General features: G+C 41.9%; 19 protein-coding genes. 13 read left to right on the top strand and 6 right to left on the bottom strand.

Features of this window, described 5'->3' with window-relative positions; translation table 11 throughout:
- Nucleotides 1-158 precede the first annotated feature (158 nt).
- From yidA to GFB47_RS13345, 3 genes are all read left to right on the top strand, one after another.
- A complete protein-coding gene (gene yidA / locus GFB47_RS13355; protein WP_153448537.1) occupies nt 159-971 on the top strand; it encodes a sugar-phosphatase in 813 nt (270 codons plus the stop codon).
- 103 nt (nt 972-1,074) lie between these two features.
- A complete protein-coding gene (locus GFB47_RS13350; protein ID WP_153448536.1) occupies nt 1,075-1,380 on the top strand; it encodes a PTS fructose transporter subunit IIB in 306 nt (101 codons plus the stop codon).
- A gap of 77 nt (nt 1,381-1,457) precedes the next feature.
- Nucleotides 1,458-2,345, top strand: a complete 888-nt coding sequence (locus GFB47_RS13345; RefSeq protein ID WP_218619105.1) for a PTS sugar transporter subunit IIA — start codon at nt 1,458-1,460, stop codon at nt 2,343-2,345.
- A gap of 53 nt (nt 2,346-2,398) precedes the next feature.
- Here the strand turns inward: GFB47_RS13345 and GFB47_RS13340 are convergent, their stop codons facing one another.
- Nucleotides 2,399-3,271 (bottom strand): helix-turn-helix domain-containing protein, encoded by an 873-nt coding sequence (locus GFB47_RS13340; protein ID WP_153448535.1) that lies wholly within the window; start codon nt 3,269-3,271, stop codon nt 2,399-2,401.
- Between the two features lie 253 nt (nt 3,272-3,524).
- On the opposite strand from GFB47_RS13340, the gene GFB47_RS13335 reads away from it, so the two are divergent.
- From GFB47_RS13335 to GFB47_RS13300, 8 genes are all read left to right on the top strand, one after another.
- A complete protein-coding gene (locus GFB47_RS13335; protein ID WP_153448534.1) occupies nt 3,525-5,423 on the top strand; it encodes a PTS fructose transporter subunit IIABC in 1,899 nt (632 codons plus the stop codon).
- Nucleotides 5,424-5,555: 132 nt separating this feature from the next.
- Nucleotides 5,556-6,743, top strand: coding sequence for a mannose-6-phosphate isomerase, class I (manA, locus tag GFB47_RS13330; protein ID WP_153448533.1), 1,188 nt, complete (start codon nt 5,556-5,558; stop codon nt 6,741-6,743).
- Between the two features lie 183 nt (nt 6,744-6,926).
- Nucleotides 6,927-8,474: a hypothetical protein gene (locus GFB47_RS13325; protein ID WP_153448532.1), complete on the top strand. Its 1,548-nt coding sequence runs from the start codon at nt 6,927-6,929 to the stop codon at nt 8,472-8,474.
- Nucleotides 8,475-8,682: 208 nt separating this feature from the next.
- Entirely contained in the window at nt 8,683-10,278 is a 1,596-nt protein-coding gene (locus GFB47_RS13320; RefSeq protein ID WP_153448531.1) for an ABC-F family ATPase, read from the top strand.
- Nucleotides 10,279-10,300: 22 nt separating this feature from the next.
- Nucleotides 10,301-10,645, top strand: a complete 345-nt coding sequence (locus GFB47_RS13315) for a hypothetical protein (RefSeq protein ID WP_153448530.1) — start codon at nt 10,301-10,303, stop codon at nt 10,643-10,645.
- Between the two features lie 90 nt (nt 10,646-10,735).
- The gene (locus GFB47_RS13310; protein WP_153448529.1) at nt 10,736-12,016 is read left to right on the top strand and encodes a DEAD/DEAH box helicase; all 1,281 of its coding nucleotides are present in this window, start codon (nt 10,736-10,738) and stop codon (nt 12,014-12,016) included.
- A gap of 366 nt (nt 12,017-12,382) precedes the next feature.
- Nucleotides 12,383-13,603 carry an ammonium transporter gene (locus tag GFB47_RS13305; protein WP_153448528.1) on the top strand — a complete coding sequence of 407 codons (1,221 nt, stop codon included), beginning with the start codon at nt 12,383-12,385 and terminating at the stop codon, nt 13,601-13,603.
- 285 nt (nt 13,604-13,888) lie between these two features.
- On the top strand, nt 13,889-14,929 hold the full coding sequence (locus GFB47_RS13300; RefSeq protein WP_153448527.1) for an OmpA family protein: 1,041 nt from the start codon (nt 13,889-13,891) through the stop codon (nt 14,927-14,929).
- A gap of 60 nt (nt 14,930-14,989) precedes the next feature.
- Here the strand turns inward: GFB47_RS13300 and GFB47_RS13295 are convergent, their stop codons facing one another.
- Nucleotides 14,990-15,850, bottom strand: coding sequence for a LysR family transcriptional regulator (locus GFB47_RS13295; RefSeq protein ID WP_153448526.1), 861 nt, complete (start codon nt 15,848-15,850; stop codon nt 14,990-14,992).
- 166 nt (nt 15,851-16,016) lie between these two features.
- Here GFB47_RS13295 and GFB47_RS13290 point away from each other — a divergent pair, with 166 nt between their 5' ends.
- Nucleotides 16,017-16,442, top strand: coding sequence for a CidA/LrgA family protein (locus tag GFB47_RS13290; protein ID WP_153448525.1), 426 nt, complete (start codon nt 16,017-16,019; stop codon nt 16,440-16,442).
- Nucleotides 16,442-17,149, top strand: coding sequence for an LrgB family protein (locus tag GFB47_RS13285; RefSeq protein ID WP_153448524.1), 708 nt, complete (start codon nt 16,442-16,444; stop codon nt 17,147-17,149). Before GFB47_RS13290 ends, GFB47_RS13285 begins: the two co-directional genes overlap by 1 nt.
- Here the strand turns inward: GFB47_RS13285 and GFB47_RS13280 are convergent.
- From GFB47_RS13280 to GFB47_RS13265, 4 genes are all read right to left on the bottom strand, one after another.
- On the bottom strand, nt 17,146-18,633 hold the full coding sequence (locus GFB47_RS13280) for a class II fumarate hydratase (protein ID WP_153448523.1): 1,488 nt from the start codon (nt 18,631-18,633) through the stop codon (nt 17,146-17,148). The two genes, GFB47_RS13285 and GFB47_RS13280, sit on opposite strands and share 4 nt — an antisense overlap.
- A 117-nt stretch (nt 18,634-18,750) precedes the next feature.
- Entirely contained in the window at nt 18,751-19,179 is a 429-nt protein-coding gene (locus tag GFB47_RS13275) for a GFA family protein (protein WP_153448522.1), read from the bottom strand.
- A gap of 27 nt (nt 19,180-19,206) precedes the next feature.
- Entirely contained in the window at nt 19,207-20,049 is an 843-nt protein-coding gene (locus GFB47_RS13270; RefSeq protein WP_153448521.1) for a sulfurtransferase, read from the bottom strand.
- 125 nt (nt 20,050-20,174) lie between these two features.
- The gene (locus tag GFB47_RS13265) at nt 20,175-20,756 is read right to left on the bottom strand and encodes a GNAT family N-acetyltransferase (protein WP_153448520.1); all 582 of its coding nucleotides are present in this window, start codon (nt 20,754-20,756) and stop codon (nt 20,175-20,177) included.
- Nucleotides 20,757-20,871: the final 115 nt, after the last annotated feature.

Raw genomic sequence — 20,871 nt, 5'->3', positions numbered from 1 at the left:
TATCGACATAAGTCCATGAATTTGGCTTGTCTAAGTGATTGAAGTGAACTTTGTAGCCAAAAAAGCCGCAGCTTCAAGTAACATGGGTATATATCGATTGTGTCACCCATGTCATACCGTTAACATGCATCTAAATTAATTTTAGAACGAGAAGAATCATGTACAAACTGATCGCACTGGATATGGATGGCACACTGCTTAATAGCGAACACAAGATCACCAAACACAATAAACAAGCCATTAGCCAAGCTCGCGCGATGGGTGTGACGGTGGTACTGGCTTCTGGTCGTCCACTCGATGGCATGCTTGCCGCGCTTGAAGAATTAGAGATGAATACTGATCAAGATTATGTGATCAGCTATAACGGCTCTATGGTGCAAACTGCAGATTCAAAGACGGTGATCCGCCAAGAAATATTAACTGGCGCCGATGCCAAACTGATCGCTAATTGGGCTGAAACATTAAATGTTAATGTGCATGCTTTTTCGATTGAGCATGGTTTGATCACGCCTAAAAACAGCAAATACACTAATCATGAATGTGTTATCAATGGTATTGACGTAGTAGAGATGCCTTTTTCTGAGTTGAGTGATGATGCCCCGATTTTAAAAGTGATGCTGGTCGATGAAGAGCCGATCCTGAGCAAAGCCGTAGCACAACTACCAAACGATCTTTATCAACAATTTACCATAGTGCGCAGTGCACCTTTCTTTTTAGAGATAATGCACAAAACCAGTGATAAAGGCGCAGGGGTTGAAGCGTTAGCCCAGCACCTTGGTATTGAGCAGCAACAAGTGATTGCAATGGGTGATGCCGGTAACGATCACCACATGCTCACTTACGCTGGGCTCGGTATCGCAATGGCAAATGCCACCGATGAAACCAAAGCGATTTCAAACTATATCACCGACAGCAATGACAATAGTGGTGTCGCTCAAGCAATTGAAAAGTTTGTATTAAACGCTAAATAATTTTATTTAACTTATGCTACTTACCGTTTATTCATAAGTAGCAAATAGCATGACTGCTATACGCAACGCCGTATTTCACTAAAGAATAAATGGAAAATGTAACATGAAAATAGTCGCTGTCACCGCCTGCCCTACTGGTATTGCACATACTTATATGGCCGCCGAAGCCTTGGTTAAATCGGCTGCTCATTTAAAAATAAATATTCAAGTCGAAACTCAAGGGGCAATGGGGATAGAAAATAAATTAAGCTATCACGATATTAGCCATGCCGACATCGCGCTTATTGCATCAGATATTGAAATTGAGCAAGCAGAACGATTTGAGCAATGCCATGTGATTAAATCGAACATTGAAGAGGTATTAACCAATCCAGATGCGGTAATTAAACGCTGCCTTGATGGTTTTTAGTGAGCAAACTGAAGCTTAATCTCAACAACGGTTTAAACTCACGGTAGTAAAATATTACAGCCAGTTTAATGTTAGACATGCTTGAAACTAATTTGAATGGTATAATCCCTTTGCCTAATACTCACCCAGTAACCTCAGTCACGTCATCAAAACAGACCTCTACAGTACGAGTCACTTTTTACTTGGGTCAAGTTGGCTTACCGGCTTGGTTGATTAAAGGGATCCACCAGCAAATTAGAGGATTTGAAGGCTATTCTGAGTTGATCAAAGTGCACACATTGCAACGGGTAAACGTGCAACAATATTTAAGCGCTCTCACTTTTGCCTTTCAACCCTTTGATTTATGTGAGATCACACTGTGTGGGAAACAAGCTGAAACCTATGCCGCTACTCTACGCCTTTACTTACAACAAGATTGCTTCTTACTCGAGAGTCCAAGCTCCGCTCAGCCACAAGGTTCGCAGAATTTACATTCGAGTAGTTTCCAATTTCACCATGATATTATTCAAGATCAACTGGAAGCTTTTATTCGCCTTTACCGCTTAATGACCCCCTCTGAAGATGACTCAAAAGCAGAGAAGTCTTATATATTACAACGCATTGCGAAAATAGCCTCACTCGAAAACTATAAAGCTATCGAAACACAATTAGCCCAGCGAGAGCAAGTATCGTCCACTGGAATGCAAGGTGGAGTCGCGCTTCCCCATGTGATCACTGAATCAGTATCACAACCTAAACTGATCTGCTTAACTTCTCATACCCCTATTAATTGGCAATCTAAGCATGGCCTTGTCACTCATGTTGTGGCGCTGCTGCTGCCAAAACCATGCAGTAACAATGCCATTTTAGCGGTGCGTAATTTGGCGGTAAGTTTAATTGATATTGAGAAAAACCAATTTATTAGCGCCCATCATAACCCTTGTGAACTGCAAGCGATCTTAACTTGTTTAATGATGCCAAAATAAACTTGGTTATTGGTTATTGGTTATTGGTTATTGGTTATTGGAAAGCTTAAAAATTAATCTCTACTCGCGCCATTTTTAACCGTATGCATGGCTTTAAATTCACTTGGAGTGCGGCCAAGTTTGTTTTTAAACACCCGATAAAAATAATTCACATCATTAAAACCGCAGCGTAGTGCCACTTCACTTAATCTAAAGGTATAACGCGTAAGCATAAATTTTGCCCGCTCTAACCGCACCCAAGTAATGTAGTCGGCTAGCCGCATGTGCCCTTGTTGGCGAAATAAACGCGACAAATGATTGGGGCTAACATTAAAACGGCTGGCAATACTGTCACGGGTAATATTTCGGTGAAAATTTTCCTGAATATAAATACAAATTCCTTGATACAAATCTTCACTGCGATTTTGGGTTGAGCTTTCTGGTGATAACAACATGCTGTGACAATAGCTCATTAATGCCATCAGTAAATGTCCACCAGTTGGATGCTGTATTTTCTCTGTGGCTAAAGTATTTAATCCACTTAAAATATGGTCTAAAGCATGGCCAGTACGAGTCTTAACACTGTGTTTTTGCACATCAAAAAACGTGGCCTCCCCTTTACGTTTTTCCACCAAACTAAACCCAAGTTGGCGCTTACCAAATAATAAACTCAAGACACAACAATCGGTATCCCATTCTGGATTATTCCAACTATTGGGTGGAATATACAAAATGTCACCTGGCAAGACTTTCACTTGGGTGATACCAAACTCAGGATCTTCAATGGTATTAATATACTCACCGGTGATCACAAACTCCATCCGCGGGAAATTGACTTGATAACTAAAAGGCGGTGGCGTGCTGTGATCGCTGGCAAACCACACGCGATTAAAATGCTCCCTCTCCGCTAATACACCTTCTAACACATTGATAAAAACTTGGCTCATGGGCATTTTTTCACTTATTGTTGAATATTGGACTACCTTTAAGAGACTTTAAGTAACCTTAAGATAATACACACATTGTAAACCTTGCTTATTACTGGGTATATCACTAGCCAACCAAGCTAGGTGATCAAGATCACAAACCTAACCCTAGGTTACAATAATCCAGTAAATGGTGTTTATGTGCACTTTTTTTCATGACCGAAATATCCAACAATATCGCGTATAACAAAGCCCAACCCATATAGGTATGATAATGATTACTCAGCTGATTAATGAAAATCTGATCCGCTTGAATCTAACCGCCACCAGCAAAGATGAAGTCTTTAATGAAATGGTGGATGTATTAGAATCTCAAGGCAAACTCAATAACCGTGAGCAATTTTTAAAAGATGTGTATGCCCGTGAAGAAATCGGCAATACCGGTTTTGAAGACGGCATCGCGATTCCCCATGCCAAAAGTGCGGCAGTTTGCGAGCCCGCGGTTGCGATTGGTATTAGTCGCGGCGGGATTGAATATGGCGCAGAAGATGGCGAAGCCTCTAAACTGTTCTTTATGATCGCATCTCCCGATGGCGGCGCTGATCACCATATTGAGGTACTCGCTGAATTATCATCAAAGCTGATTGAAGACGGCTTTATTGAAGCCTTTATGCAGGCCAAAACACCGGCCGAGGCATTGGCATTATTGCTTGAGAAAAAAGAAGTGACCAATAGCGTTGCTGCTGATAAAGGTTTCCTTATTGGTGTCACTGGTTGCCCTGCTGGTATCGCGCATACTTATCTTGCAGCCGAAGGTTTAGAGAAAGCCGCGGCTGAAATGGGTTACGAAATTAAAGTTGAGACCAACGGTTCAATTGGCGTTAAAAACGCGCCAACCGCCGAAGAAATTGAGCGTGCGGTAGCCATCGTCGTCAGCTGTGATAAACAAGTCGATATGGCGCGTTTCAATGGTAAAAAACTGATCCAAACCAGTGTGAAAGCCCCTATCAGTAATGGTAAAGGCGTTATTCAGCAAGCGCTCGATGCAGCCCCTTATCATGCTGATGCAGACAGTTCTAAACAAGAAAAATCAGCCGCAACCTCTGGCCGCTCTAACCTTTATCGTTATTTGATGAATGGCGTATCACACATGATCCCATTTGTGGTCACTGGTGGTTTGATGATCGCGCTTTCTCTGGCGATTGGGGGTGAACCGACCCCAAGTGGGATGCAAATTCCAGCAGGCAGTTTATGGCAACATGTGTTAGATGTGGGTGTGGTTGCCTTCCAACTGATGATCCCAATTCTTGCCGGTTATATTGCTTTTGCCATTGGTGATCGCGCCGCACTTGCCCCTGGCTTTATTGGTGGTTGGATCGCCAATACCGGTTCTTTTTATGGCGCTGACGCTGGTACTGGTTTCATTGGTGCTATTATTGCCGGTCTATTAGTTGGTTATTTCGTGCGCTTTATTGCGACTCGTAATTACCACAAAATGATTGCCCCACTCGTGCCTATCATGATCGCTCCGATCTTAGGTACGGTATTTGTTGCTTCATTATTTATCTTTGTTATCGGCGCGCCAATTGCTGATTTAATGCAGTGGTTGAGTGCCGTTCTAACTGAGATGAGTACTGGTAACGTGGTGTTATTAGGTATTGTCCTTGGTGGCATGGCAGGCTTTGATATGGGTGGTCCATTTAACAAAGTGGCATTCCTATTCTCGGTCGGCATGATCGCCAGTGGCCAAACTCAATTTATGGGCGCAATGGCAGTCGCGATCCCAATTGCACCACTCGGTATGGCACTTGCCACTGTTATTGGTCGCAAACTTGATATCTTTGAAGCTAGCGAAATCGAAGCAGGTAAAGCCGCCGGCGCAATGGGCTTGGTGGGTATCTCTGAAGGTGCAATTCCATTTGCCGCGCAAGATCCGCTATCGGTTATTCCGGCTAACGTGATTGGCTCAATGGTTGGCGCAGTGATGGCATTCTCATTTGGCATTACTAACAGCGTAGCTCACGGTGGTCCTGTGGTAGCGCTACTGGGCGCGATGAACAAACCCGTCATGGCATTGATTTGTATGGCGACTGGCGCAATTGTTACCGCTGTCGTTTGTGTTACATTGAAAAAAATGCGTAAAGCGAGAGCCGCTAACGCCGTGGCAGCCTAATTACCACTTAAAACACCATAATCAATAAAAGTAGATAATGAATTTGTTATCTACTTTTTTTGATCTAGATTTATACCTCTTAACCACTTGTCAGTACAATCGGTACAAAATGGTCATCACCTAAGGTCTTTTATGAAACAGTTACCTCCATTTACCCTGATGAAAAACGTGATCCAAGATTACGCTTGGGGCAGCACAACTTCGATTGAACAATTGTTTGATATGCCGAACCCAAGTCAAGGCCCACAAGCTGAGATCTGGATGGGCGCTCACCCTAATGGTTGTTCTCAAATCGAAATTGATGGTGCACTGCTTAATCTAGATGAGGTTATCAAACAAGATAAAGTGGCTATTTTAGGTCAAGCCACCACCGACACCTTTAACGAACTGCCTTACTTATTTAAAGTATTAGCAGCAGAAAAAGCACTATCAATTCAAGTTCATCCAAGTAAGCAAGCGGCTGAAATTGGCTTTGAAAAAGAAAACCAAGCTGGCATAGATATTAAAGCCGCCAACCGTAACTACAAAGATCCAAACCATAAACCAGAATTGGTGTATGCTTTAACTCCATATCAAGCCATGAATGGCTTTAAAGCTTACCCTGCAATCATTAAACCGTTCGAAAACATTGGCATTGCAGCATTAGAAGCGGAAGTTGCTACATTTAAAGCCAATCAAACGCAACAAGGTTTAACCACCTTTTTTGAAGCCATTTTATCACTTAAAGGCGAGCGTAAAGCCTCTGCTCTCAATGCCTTAATGGTTCACGTTGAAAAGAATGCAAGCTGTAAAATCGCTGGATTGATCCTTGAATTATCTAAGCAATATCCAGGCGATGTCGGTTTATTCGCACCACTAATGCTGCATGTGGTGACGCTGCAACCAGGCGAAGCTATGTTCCTTGATGCTTGTACCCCACACGCTTATATCAAAGGGACAGGTTTAGAAATCATGGCCAATTCCGATAACGTTTTACGCGCCGGTTTAACCCCTAAATATATGGATGTGCCAGAGCTTATCGCCAACACTATTTGCGTGCCAAAACCCAATGATGAAATTTTAATGACGCCACGCGTTGAGGGCAATGCCAAGCATTATCCGATTCCAGTTGCCGATTTTAATTTCAGTGTTTACCAGGGAAATAGTGAGATTGAATGTCAAAGCGCTGAAATTATTTTTGCCATTGATCAAGATGTTATATTGCGTCATCAATCAGGCGTTGAGCTTTGTATCAGCAAAGGACAGTCGGCCTTTATTCCATTAAGCGCCGCGCAATATCAAGTTGACACTAACGGCACTTTTGCTCGCGCTTATAATTAAAAATAAAAGCCTGCGAAAACCAAATTTCGCATCACATAAAAAATAAGGCACTACCCAATATTTTCTGGTTAGTGCCTTTTTTTGTGCCATAATTCCAAGCTGCTTCCTCTCCCCCAACAGGTAAGCTGTAAAAAGCGGCCTCTCATAAGCTAATATACCGCACAAAAAAAATAGAGAGCCCTCATGATCAAGAAGTTATTATTCACCACCCTTTGCTGCTTTGCCCTTTCTGCTTGTAACGACTTATCCGATGATGACAGCGCACCAAAAGCTGAATTAGCGGTACTACAATTCTCGAATCTTGACACGGTTTCCAGTCTTGCTCGCCTGCAAGATGACAATGATAAAGCTGACACTCAAAACACCCTCTCGACTCAGCATTTGATCGGCTTTGATAGCTCCGGCGCGCAATATGACATTTCTAATTATGGCGTGAATGACTTTACCCCAACCAAAAACGGCGGATTTGTTGTTCAGGTTACAGAAAAACATAACGCGGTTTATAAATACACCCAAGGTTTAGCACCGGTTGAGGATCCAAATGAGGACGCCCTCAATAAACTGATTGACGCCATCACTGGCGATAAACCTGTCCTGGATGTTTCTCAAACCATGAGAAACCCTGCTTGGTATTATGTGCAACCCAATGGCGACTATTTTCTCATTACCGATAAGAAGGATAGCCCATCGTTTCTAGGTGAAAATAGTAAAGGATCATTAATATTTTCTAATGGTGAAGTCTTCGCTACCGACACACTCAAACATGGTCATTTTTATAATAGTTTGGATTTAAATGAGGCTTCTATCATTGATGCTATTAGCCAGATCACCAGCGATGATCCCGATGTATCGATCGCACAAGTTTTACAGCAATTAATTGAAAATAAAACCATTGAAAAAACCAAGTCAGTGACAGCAATGAGCGGTGATAGCCTATTGTCAACCAGTAATACATTGGGTGACGTGTTAATTGAAACATCAAAAGGTCAAAAAACGGCTTTTGATGGGAATATTTGTACAAGTGATAAATTATCCTTGCCACAAAAAGCATTATGTAAAGGTGCCATTGCCAAAATTAATGATGGCTTGTTATCAAATATGATTGGGATACACAACAGAATCAAAAATTTATCCGATGTAAACCAAATCCTTCCAATTTCAGACTCTGATTTAACTCTTTTGAATATAGGGCTATTGAAGGATGGTGATACATTAAATAAAAATTATTCAGGTGGTTGGGATGGTGAATCAGCACAAAATGGCGATGATGCGTTTCTACTTAGTACAACACTAAACAATAATCTCAACGGCATTATTTGTCCTGATGGCAAACAATGCCTATATTCTATATCTGTAAATAAACTGGGTAACTTAGATGCCTCACCATTATCAAATAGCGGCTTCAATACCGATACTTCTGATGATGAAATAAGTAACGGCGAGCAAAACGATCTATGGGTTAATGACGATTACATTGTGATCAAAGAAGCGGCGCAAATTTCTATCATCGATCGTAATAACAATAATGCAGTCACGACTATTCTGAACAATCAAGAAATCGATACAATTAACCTAAGCTCAGATAATCAGCTTTATATAACCTCGACGACAAGTTCAGGCCAACATAAAAATTATATTTATAATATTAAAACGAAAAAGGGATTAGAGAGTCCTATCTCGCTTGATGAATTACATGCATTTAAAGCGTTAGTCCCCGTCGCAGAAGATTAAAAATCATAGCGTTTAGCGGTTTAACCATAAGCTAAACGCTATTTTTTTGTCTTAACATTCCCTTTTCTATTAAGACAAAAAGTTAGACTAGTATCACATAAGTCATTTATCGTCTATAATGCAGCCCAAGAATAAAGTCAATTCAGAACCTTTTACCTTCTGGATTGTAAGTCTATGAAATTAAAAGATAAACTAGAGGAATGCCGTTATCATAAGTTCAGCTAATATCACAATGCAATTTGGTGCCAAGCCATTATTTGAAAACATTTCAGTAAAATTTGGTGACGGTAACCGTTACGGTTTAATTGGTGCCAATGGTTGTGGTAAGTCAACCTTTATGAAAATCCTTAGCGGCGAGCTTGAGCCAAGCGGTGGTAATGTGAGCGTTGATCCTAACGAACGCGTAGCAAAACTAAACCAGAACCAATTCGCTTACGAAGAATTTTCTGTGCTTGATACCGTGATTATGGGTCATAAAGAACTTTGGGAAGTAAAACAAGAGCGTGACCGTATTTATTCTTTAGCTGAGATGAGCGAAGAAGACGGGATGAAAGTCGCCGACCTTGAAGTTGAATTTGCAGAAATGGACGGTTACACCGCAGAATCTCGCGCCGGTGATTTACTGCTTTCTGTGGGTATTGAAACTGAGCAACATTGGGGTCCAATGAGCGAAATCGCTCCAGGTTGGAAACTACGTGTACTACTTGCACAGGTGCTTTTTGCTGACCCACACATCATGCTACTTGATGAACCAACCAACAACTTGGATATGGATACTATTCGCTGGTTGGAAGACACGCTAAACCAACGTAACTGCACCATGATCATCATCTCGCATGACCGTCACTTCTTGAACTCAGTATGTACCCACATGGCTGATATCGACTACGGCGAGTTACGTGTCTACCCTGGTAACTACGATGATTACATGTTTGCTTCGACTCAAGCGCGTGAACGTCTACTCAATGATAATGCTAAGAAGAAGGCGCAGATTGCTGAACTGCAAACTTTCGTGTCTCGTTTCTCTGCTAACGCCTCTAAAGCAAAGCAAGCGACTTCTCGTGCTAAGCAAATTGATAAAATTCAATTAGACGAAGTTAAAGCATCAAGCCGTCAAAACCCATTCATCCGTTTTGAGCAATCAAAAGAGCTATTCCGTAACGCGTTAATCGTTGAAGAATTGACTCAAGGTTTTGAAGAAGATCTATACAGCAACTTTAATGCTATATTTGAAGTAGGTGAGCGTGTTGCGATCATCGGTGAAAATGGCGTGGGTAAAACTACCCTGCTTAACACTCTTGCCGGTAAATTAGCCCCGAGATCGGGTGAGTTTAAGTGGTCTGAAAACGCCAACATTGGGTATTACGCTCAAGATCACGAACATGATTTTTCCGAAAACATCAAAGTATTTGATTGGATGGCCCAGTGGCGTCAAGAAGGTGATGACGAGCAAGTTATCCGCAGCTTCTTAGGTCGTATGCTATTTGGTCAGGACGATATCAAAAAAGACGTAAAAGTCCTTTCAGGTGGTGAGCAAGGCCGTATGTTGCTTGGTAAGTTGATGATGCATAAACCAAACATGCTGTTGATGGATGAACCAACCAACCACATGGATATGGAATCGATCGAATCATTAAACTTGGCGCTTGAAAACTACAAAGGCACCTTGTTCTTTGTTTCACACGATCGTCAGTTTGTATCCTCTTTGGCTACTCGCGTGCTTGAAATTCGTGATGGTGCAATCCACGACTTCCGTGGTACTTATGAAGAATACCTAAAAGTTCGTGAAGTAAACAAAGCTTAGGCTTAAAAATAAAGGTCAATTTATGAAGATTAAAGCTTTGGTTATGCTTGGTTTCGCTCTTGCATCAAGCATGAGTTACGCTGGTGTGATTAAGCCAGATTGTAATGCAAGTAAAGCGGCTAAAAATGCCGCGCTTGAATCATCTGTTGGTGTTAATGGTCGTTGTGATGTGGAAAAAACCACCAAACAGGCCAAGAAAGAAGTCACTAATAAAGTTGACGATACCAAAGATGCCGTATCGGACAAAGTCGATGACACCAAAGATAACGTGTCTGACAAAGTCGACGACACTAAAGACAATGTCTCTGGTAAAGTTGATGACGTGAAAGACGCACCCGCTAAAAGTATGGTAAAAGCGGTTAAGTAACAACCTCGGCATTCATAATCAACAACAAGGCCCTGAAGTTTCCACTTTAGGGCCTTTTTATTCTCACGCTTTCCTTATACAGGTTCTCTCATGACTTTTTCTGAACTTCAGCTAAATAGCGATATTATTAACGCACTACCTTCAACCATTGCCAATCCAACCCCCGTTCAACAACAAGCGATCCCTGCTATTTTACACGATGCCGATGTACTGGCTTTAGCCCACACTGGCAGTGGCAAAACCCTTGCATTTGGTTTGCCTGTTTTACAAATGATCGACAATAAAAACGCGCATCTTCAAGCCGTTATTATTGCCCCAACTCGCGAACTGGCACGACAAACTGCGCAAACATTAAAACCCATTGCTAAAGCGTTAAGCATTCAAACTGCCACACTATTTGGTGGCGTTGACCTCGTCACTCAAGCGCAGCAATTAGCCAAACTGCCACATGTTATTATTGTTACGCCTGGTCGCCTGCTTGCGCTTGCAAAAGAAGGCAAGATTGATTTATCTAACGTCAAACACTTGGTATTAGATGAAGCCGACCGTTTATTGGATATGGGGTTTTGGAGTGATATTCAAGCGCTATTAACCTTTATTCCTATCCAGCGCCAAACCTTATGTTTTTCAGCCACATTGACCGAGACCTTGGCGATTGAAGTACAGAAGGTTCTCACCTCACCAGTTGAAATTAAAACCAATGACAATAACAGTGTGGTCGATGGGATTAATGAGCAGTTATTCTTAGTCAATAAAGGCAGCAAAACCAAAGTGTTAATTTCATTGTTAAAACAGCAACCGACAAAACAAGTATTGATTTTTATTAATGCCAAAGACAATGCGGATACCCTAGTCAAAAAATTAATCAAAGCCGACATTAACGTAAAAGCCCTGCATGGTAATAAAGAACAAATAGAGCGAGAAGCCACTCTGCATCAATTTAAACAACACACCATCCAAGTATTAGTGGCGACCGATCTCCTAGCGCGTGGCATTGATATTGATGCGCTACCGGTTGTGATCAATTTCGACCTACCAGATAATGCCCCTGTTTATGTGCACCGAATTGGACGTACTGCGCGCGCAGGCAAACTAGGCTCGGCGATATCCTTGGTCTGCCACGCCGAAACTGAAGCATTAGACGCTATTCGGGCGCTAACCAAAAACCGCATGCCTCTACAAACCCTCAGCGACTTTCCGGTGACGGATAAACCAAGCACGGGCGTAGCCAAACGCCCAGCCAAAGATAAACAGGCCAATCGCCGTAGCGCCAAAAAACGCAGCATTAAAGATTTTCAGCCCAAAGCCGATCGCTCACCTGAAAAGCGCGTACCTGAAAAGAATGCAGCACGCAAACCAAGATCTAAATAACAAACATTCCTATTAAATGTTCATGCGTCATTCAAACGAATAACAAAAAGAGTGTTCAAAATTGAATTGTCCAATATTGGGCAATTCAATCCGCACCACCAACTTGCACCAGTCTGCTTTATTGCACTATTTTCGTGCACTGCAACTCATCATGGCTCACCAATCAAAGTCATCTCTTCTTGATACGCCTTTACTATGCTAGTTTTATTTTAATACCTCTAAAAATACCATGCCTTTATAACTTGGCTTATTTTTTGCTTAAAACATCCTTATCAATTAAAAATTGCTCCATTACAGAGCTGTAGCGCACTCATATTGTGCGACAGGGTATTTACAATCTAATTTTAATATTCAAAGGAAAGTTTCATGGATGATCCAATTACTCAGGTCACGGGCGCAGTACAAGCTCTCACTCAAAGCTCTGATACGCTTTTTCTCTTACTCGGTGCCATCATGGTGTTTTTGATGCACGCTGGCTTTGCATTTTTAGAAGTGGGCACCGTTCGTCATAAAAACCAAGTTAATGCGTTAGTCAAAATCTTAGCCGACTTTGGAGTTTCAACCATTGCTTACTTCTTCTTTGGTTATTGGGTCGCCTATGGTCATACCTTTTTTGTTGATGCTCAAACTCTATCGGCAGGCAACGGCTATGAATTAGTCAAGTTCTTCTTTTTGCTCACCTTCGCCGCCGCCATTCCGGCGATTGTTTCTGGCGGTATTGCGGAACGTGCTCGTTTTTATCCGATCCTGATTGCAACTTTCTTTATTGTCGGCCTTGTTTATCCCTTATTTGAAGGCATGATTTGGAATGGCAACTTTGGCTTACAACATTGGTTTGATATCACTTTTGGCGCCCCATTCCATGATTTTGCAGGATCTGTGGTGGTTCATGCCGTCGGCGGTTGGATTGCTCTCATCGCAGTCATTTTTCTTGGCATGCGACATGGACGCGTGCGCGCAGGTAAACACACTAACTTTGCCCCTTCTAATATCCCGTTCCTGGCATTAGGCGCTTGGATTTTATCGGTTGGTTGGTTTGGCTTTAACGTCATGTCGGCGCAGGCAATTAACGGTGTCAGTGGTTTAGTTGCCATGAATTCATTAATGGCAATGGCAGGTGGGATCATCACTGCGATGGTAGTCGGTAAAAATGACCCCGGCTTTATTCATAATGGGCCATTGGCCGGTTTAGTGGCTGTGTGTGCAGGTTCCGATGTGATGCATCCGATTGGTGCCCTACTCACTGGGATCATAGCCGCCGCTGTGTTTGTTTGGTTATTCACCTTTATGCAAAATCGCACCAAAATAGATGATGTATTAGGGGTGTGGCCATTGCATGGAGTATGCGGCGCTTGGGGTGGTATTGCAGCCGGTATTTTTGGTCAGCAAGCATTAGGTGGCATGGGCGGCGTGAGTTTACCTGTACAAATTCTCGGCACTCTTGCCGGTATTGCCATTGCGGTGCTGGGTTCATTTATTGTGTACGGCGCCATTCATAAAGTTACCGGATTACGCTTAACTCAAGAACAAGAGTACAACGGCGCCGATTTATCACTCCATAAGATCAGTTCGACCAATGAGGATTGATTGTATCTAAATCAAGGTAATTGAATGGACACACACGCTGCCATTTCAATTACCTTAGTACCAGTGTTTTTTCACCTTAACCTACAATTTATTATTCCCGCATTTCGCCCTCCCAATGCATGCACCACACCAATCAATTAACAAAAATACATTGCTTAAGCAACAATTTGACCATATTATTACAACTAGGTTTAAACATAACTCAATTTTCATCCTTATTATCGATACCAGATTATTCAGCATGGTATCGGCAACGAAAATTAACCTTAAATATATGGTGACATTATGAATACAAAACGGACTTTGCTTTCTACTTCAATTACCTCAATTCTCTCTCTTTCTTTGCTGTTATCTGCAAATGTAAATGCAGCGGCTGAAAATGCTGGTGAGTTTTATTTAGGTGCTAAAACTGGTTGGGCTAACTTTGACTTTGATCCTGCTGATGCTAGTAATGTCGATGATGATGCTTGGGCTGGCAGTGTGTACGGTGGTTATCAATTTAACACTTGGTTGTCTTTAGAAGGTGGTTATAACTATTTAGGTAAATCCCATTACGATGCAGAAAAGACCAAACTACAAAATTTTGAGTTAGGCGCGAAGGCGGATTGGAATATTACCGATTCTTGGAACCTATTTGGTAAACTTGGTGGTGCTTATAACAATGTTCAAGCCAGTAATTTTGCTGGTGATGACAATAACATTTCACTTATGTTAGGTGCCGGTATTGAGTATCAGATCAGTCATAATTGGCGTTTACGCGGTGAATATCAATGGTTTGATAATGCTGGTGATAATGTTTCAGATGGTGCAGGATATCGTGCGCAGCCAGATGTTAATTATGTTTCTGTCGGTATTGCTTATTACTTTGGCCAAGCAGCGGTGGCAGAGGCTACGCCAATGGCGGCACCTGTTGAAGATCAGCCTATGGTAGAAGAACCTGTACAAGAATCAGCTCCCGTGGTTGCAGAAGCGCCAAAAGAAGAATTAGCTGTTACCCTTTCTACTGGTGCGTTTACTCACGATTCAACCGAGCTTACTCCTGCAGCCAAAGAATCAATGCACCCTGTTGCTGATAAACTTAAAGCTGAACCAGAGTTAACCGTAGAAATTGTAGGTCACACTGACTCTAGTGGTAGTGAAGCCTATAACCAAAAATTATCACAACAACGAGCTCAATCGGCGGCTGACTATTTAGTGTCTCAAGATGTCGATGCCAACCGAATTGTGGTAAAAGGTGAAGGCGAAACGGGCCCAATTGCTGACAACGCGACAGCCGAAGGACGTGAGAAAAATCGCCGTGTTGAAGTTTTCTACGAAAGAAAATAATCTCTAGCAGCGAATAAAAATATCAACTGCATTTGGAGGAGTCCAGTGCAGTTTTTTATTTTAGATTAAGCTTAAGAATGCCTCAGCGGCACGCGATAAGTAGCGTTGAGATGACCAACTAATGCCTAACTCCCACTTTATCTCTTGTTTTAACTCAAAAAAATCATAATGCTTTGGATCTAACTTTGCGCAAATTGGCGCGGGTAAAAAAGTCACTCCAAGCCCATTTTCTACCATCGCGGCCAAAAAATCCCATTGAGTACTTCGCACGCCAATCTTCGGCTGAAAACCATACTTTTGACACATTTTTTCAATCACCGCGGTAAGTGCAAATTCTTCACTATAAAGGTAGAAGGTATGGTTTTTTAACTCGGTGATATCAATATTTTTTTTATTCTCAAAACCATTATTTTTAGCCATTACTGCAAGTACTGGATGCTCTACTATGGTCTTAGTTTGTAGTTTTTCATTTTCTAATGGCAACATGGTGACGCCAACATCGATCTCACCTTTATGAATTGCACTTTCAATTTTTCGGCTACCAAACTCTATAATTGAAACATCAATATTAGGGTAATCCACGTTAAACTGATGCAATGTATTAGCATAGAGATGCCCAACCATTGGCGGGATACCAATCGAAAGCTGCCCATATTCCAATTGTTTAAGATCTTGGAGCTTGGTTTGCATATCGGTAAATTGCTGCAATATAGATTCACCATAACGATAAACCACTTCTCCGGCTTCGGTTAATTGAATGTCTCGGTTATTGCGTTGAATTAATGGTTCTCCAACCGATGCTTCTAACGACTTCAATGCTTTACTTATGGTGGGTTGGGTGACAAATAGTTGCTCAGATGCGCGAGTGAAATTCTTTGCTCGGATCAAAGTGACAAAATAATTCAGTTCTTTATTATTCATTTTCGCGTACCTCACGTTTCATTTCAGCAGCATAGCGAATCACTTAGCCCTAAAACCCACCACCATTCCAATATGGAATAGATTATAGTTATATTATTCATTTATTGAAAGTTGATATCTTCACCTATAATGAGTACATCAAATTAAAGCGGGCTTATTAATTATCATGTCTAGTTTCAGCGTAAAAAATACATCTCTTGTTTTCATCCAAGTTATCGAACTTTGCTTGCTGTGGTTACTTTCAGACCAAGTGGTTCGCTTGTTGCATATCCCTATGCCTTCGAATGTATTTGGCTTACTCGTTTTGCTGGCTTTGATGTTTACAGGCATCGTCAATGTGAAGTGGTTAAAAGCCGGTTCAATGTGGTTATTGGCCGAGATGCTATTGTTTTTTATTCCTGCTGTTATTGCGATCATTAACTATCAAGATTTATTTCTACATCAAGGCTTAAAAATCATGGCAGTAATAATATTAAGTACCTGCTTTGTACTAGGGATAACCTCTTTCGTGGTTGAGAAAGTCTACCGTTATGAAGTTAAAAAAATAGCATTAAAACAATTAATTGCAGATAAAATGCAAGGGAATAAATAATGACTTACTCTCCTTTTCTGCATCAAGTCCTGATCGTGACTTACTTAGTATTCACTGTTGCCTGTTATTATTTCAGTAAATGGTTACATCGCCGCTTCCCGATTTTCATTTTTATTCCTTTGGTATTTGTACCGATTGTGATCGTCGCTTTAGTCTTGGTATTAAACATTCCTTATCAAGACTATATGTTTGATTCTCATTGGTTAGTTTGGATGCTTGGTCCTGCTACTTTAGCCTTTGCAGTTCCTGTCTATGAATATCGTTCATTAATCATTAAGCATTGGCTGTCGTTGAGCTCTGGGGTTGTGATCGCGGTTGTCGCAGGCATTGGTAGTACTTTATTGCTCAGTAGATGGTTTCATTTGTCTGAGATGTTACAGCGTAGTTTGGCAATGCGATCCATTACCACTCCATTTGCGATGGCGGCAACCGAATCTATTGGTGGCAAATCTGATCTTACTGCCGTTTTTGTGGTGATAACCGGCGTGATTGGCATCATTGTTGGGGAGTTAGTTTTAGGGCTATTAACCATAAACTCGCACCATGGGAAAGGCGCAGGCCTTGGCGCTTGCGCTCATGGAGCAGGAACGGCCACCGCTTATAAAATTGATAATCAAGCTGGCGTGATTGCTAGTCTAATGATGATGCTGGCTGGTGTCGTGACCGTACTGTTAGCGCCAATGCTTGGTCATATATTGTGGGCTTAAAATGATTTGCCTACCCCTCCTTGAGTCAGTTTGATTGGATCGAGTAACGCTTCCAATTCCACTCGACTCAAGGAGGTTTCTTGTTCTGCTACATCCAAAATCGATCTTTGTTGTTGATAGGATTTTTTAGCAATTTTAGCCGCCTGTTCATAACCTATAATGGGATTTAATGCGGTGACTAAAATAGGATTTTTAGCTAACGCCTTATCCAGATTATCTTGCCTAACGCTGAAATCTTTTATTGTTTTATCCGCCAATAGCACCGAACAATTACTGAGTAATTCGACACTCTGCAATAAGTTATAAGCGATCAGCGGTAACATTACGTTTAATTGAAAATTTCCCGATTGCCCTGCTGCAGTAATGGTGGTGTCATTGCCTATCACTTGCGCTGCAGCCATCGCAACGGCCTCTGGGATCACAGGATTGACTTTACCCGGCATGATTGACGAACCAGGTTGCAATGCGGCGAGTTCAATCTCACCAATCCCTGCTAAGGGCCCAGAGTTCATCCAACGTAAATCATTGGCTATTTTCATTAATGCCACGGCATAACTTTTTAATTCCCCCGATAAGGCCACACTGCTGTCTTGGCAACTTAAATTATAAAATGGATTATCACTGGCATGCAGACTTATCCCTGTCATATCACTGAGTTGTTGTGCGATTTTTGCTGCAAACGTCTCTGGTGCATTTATGCCTGTACCGACTGCGGTGCCGCCTTGAGCTAAGCTTTGCAGTTCGGGTAATGAGTCTTCTATGCGTTGCTGCGCGCGTTGCACTTGTGTTTTCCATGCGCGTAATTCCTGCCCAAGAGTCACTGGCATCGCATCCATTAAATGAGTGCGCCCCGTTTTGACTATATCGTCATTTTGCAGCGCTTTTGTTTCTAGCACGCTGATCAAATGAGACATAGCGGGAAGCAATTGGGTGTGAATAGCGGTTAAACAACTTAATTGGATTGCGGTGGGGATCACATCATTACTGCTTTGACTCATATTGACATGATCGTTGGGGTGAACTTGCTCAATTTGACTGCCTTCGTGTGGGAATTGATTGGCTAAAGTCCGATTAGATAAAGTTGCCACCACTTCATTAACATTCATATTAGTACTAGTGCCCGAGCCGGTTTGAAACACATCAATCGGAAATTGATCGTTATACTCGCCTTCAATAATTTGCGAGCAGGCAACTTCTATTGCTTGAGCGCGTTGATGATCCAATAATCCCAGTTCAAGATTCACCACCGAGGCGGCTTGCTTGATCATAGTGATTGATTGAATAAAGCGAATCGGCAATGTTAGCCCACTAATAGGGAAATTATTTATTGCTCGTTGAGTTTGCGCTTGATAGAGGGCACTGGTGGGTACTTGAACTTCTCCCATGCTGTCGTGTTCAATTCGGTAATCCGACGTATCCTGATCATGATTAGAATTAATTTTATTTACAGAGCTTTCTTGGTTTGAATAATGATTAGTCGCCATCGTAATGATCCTATTGATACCCAAATAATTGAGTTAAAAAGAGTCGATGGTTTTAGTGTTGGAGGAAATTGCCCATTAAGCAAGTAATGAGCAGACTGTGCAAAAGATAAAGCGCGATTAACGTTGTTTTTCGAACTGTTGCACACCTTCGGGAATCGTAAACCAAGTTTGTTTCTCACGGGTCCAAACATGCATGGTTGGAATGATCATACTGGTATTGTCTAAGCCACCAGCGGCTTTAAATTTGATCATTTCAGGCGCTACCGGATTGATCTGATAAATACGATTGCCACAACCTGGACAAAATTTTCCGACATTCACACTGCCTGAATCGGCTACGCGAGAACTGTCATGTAATACGCCGTTGATTTCAATATTGCTTGCTTCGACAATGGTTGTAATACTAAACGCACTAGTGGATAACTTCTGGCATTCTTTGCAATGACACGCTATCACCATTTTTGGCGCGGCTTTTAAGCTAAAAGTGACCTGCCCACATTGGCACTGCCCTTTTACTGGATAAATATCAACAGATTCATTATTCATAATATTCCCTACAGTTAATCAATGCCGTTACTGTGAAATCGGTAGCGAGTGATCGGCGCCCCATTCACTCCATGAACCATCATACAGTGCCAAATTGGTATAGCCTGCACTATAAGCAGCCAGCAGAACAATACAAGCGGTTAAACCAGAACCACAGCTAAAGATTAATTTGTCAGCTTGATCAAAGTGGTATTCACGAAGCAAGGCTGTTAACTCTTGAGATGGCAAATACTGATGGCCAACTAATACTTTACCAAACGGCAAATTAATAGAAGATGGGATATGTCCTGAGCGCATGCCTTCGCGTGGTTCTTGCATGGTTCCATTAAACCGCCCTTCGCCACGTACATCAACAATCAAGGTTTTAGGCTTATCCATTACAGCCAAAACATCTTGTGCGCTATACACTTTCTCGGCTTGATATTTCGCGATGAAATTACCCTTGGCAAATAAATCGACACCGTGCGTATCGGTAATAGGATAACCCATTGCTTGCCAAGCATTGACGCCGCCGTTTAATACATAAACTTGTGCATGCCCCATACATTGAAACATCCACCATGCACGTGGCGCGGAATACAAGCCTCGCTCATCATAAATCACCACAATGCTGTCTTGATTAATACCCAAGGTTTGAGCTTGTTGGGTAAATTTTTCGGGGCTTGGCATAGTATTGGGTAGCGGATTATCTAAATCAACAAACACTTTTTCAATATCAAATGCTTGTGAGTTAGGTAGATATCGGCGTGCTCCTTGTAATGCTTCACCTGCTACCGCATCGATAGTCGTGGCATCAAGCACGATCACATTATCATCGGAGAAATGGTCAAAAAGCCATGTAGGAGTCACCATCGGGTGAGTTGAATTCATGATATCTATCCTTGTGTTATACCCTGTCCAATCAAAGCTGACATACCAGACTTAGGGTATCGAATGAGAGAAATTTATTGATCTAGGAATTGAGGATCTACTTTGATTATAATACCTGCGGGCGATCAAAGAGGCAGTTGGATTACCATCATTTGAGCATCATCGCCATAACTGTCGGTCGCGTTTGACTTAACCGAGTTAAAACCGTAGTTACCCCAAAAGCTTGCCATACCCTGTACCGCAACAAGAGAGATTTTATCTATATTCCATCGTTGTGCATGCTTGAGTAAGTTTTCAACCAATGCTTGAGCAATACCCGCACCACGCGCATCAGGGCTAATGGCTAAATCATGCAGATACAAAGTTGAAGCCTCTTCCAGTGATACCAATTCACCACGTTCAGAAATATCTTGATTAATACAGGGTGGAACCGAGCTTTCCCAAGGATGAGCCAAAACATAGCCAAGCACTTGCTCTTCATCATCCATACAGACAAAGCAGGTTTCAGGGGAAACATCGGACTTTATTTTAAGAATATCGATATTTTCGGCCAGATCATCACGATACGCCTGCTCTTGAATTTGCTCAATTTGAGGCCATACCTGATCGGGAATTTTAGAGATATGAGCATCGGTAAGCTTAATATCAAATGCTTGATTGGCTAATTGAGTGGTGCTTAGATTATCGCTCGATTGATTAATATTCATAGAAGTGGAGCCCCATTTATTTGTGGTCCATCACCTAGAGAGCACCAGTCTGGATGATTGAGCACGCTCATAGGTGTCGAAATAACCATCAAATAATAGCAAATCTCCGTCGTTA

The sequence above is a fragment of the Vibrio algicola genome, from assembly GCF_009601765.2.
Classification (GTDB): Bacteria; Pseudomonadota; Gammaproteobacteria; order Enterobacterales; family Vibrionaceae; genus Vibrio; species Vibrio algicola.
The sequence above is the reverse complement of the archived record's forward strand: the minus strand, read 5'-3'. Positions and strand labels throughout refer to the sequence as shown.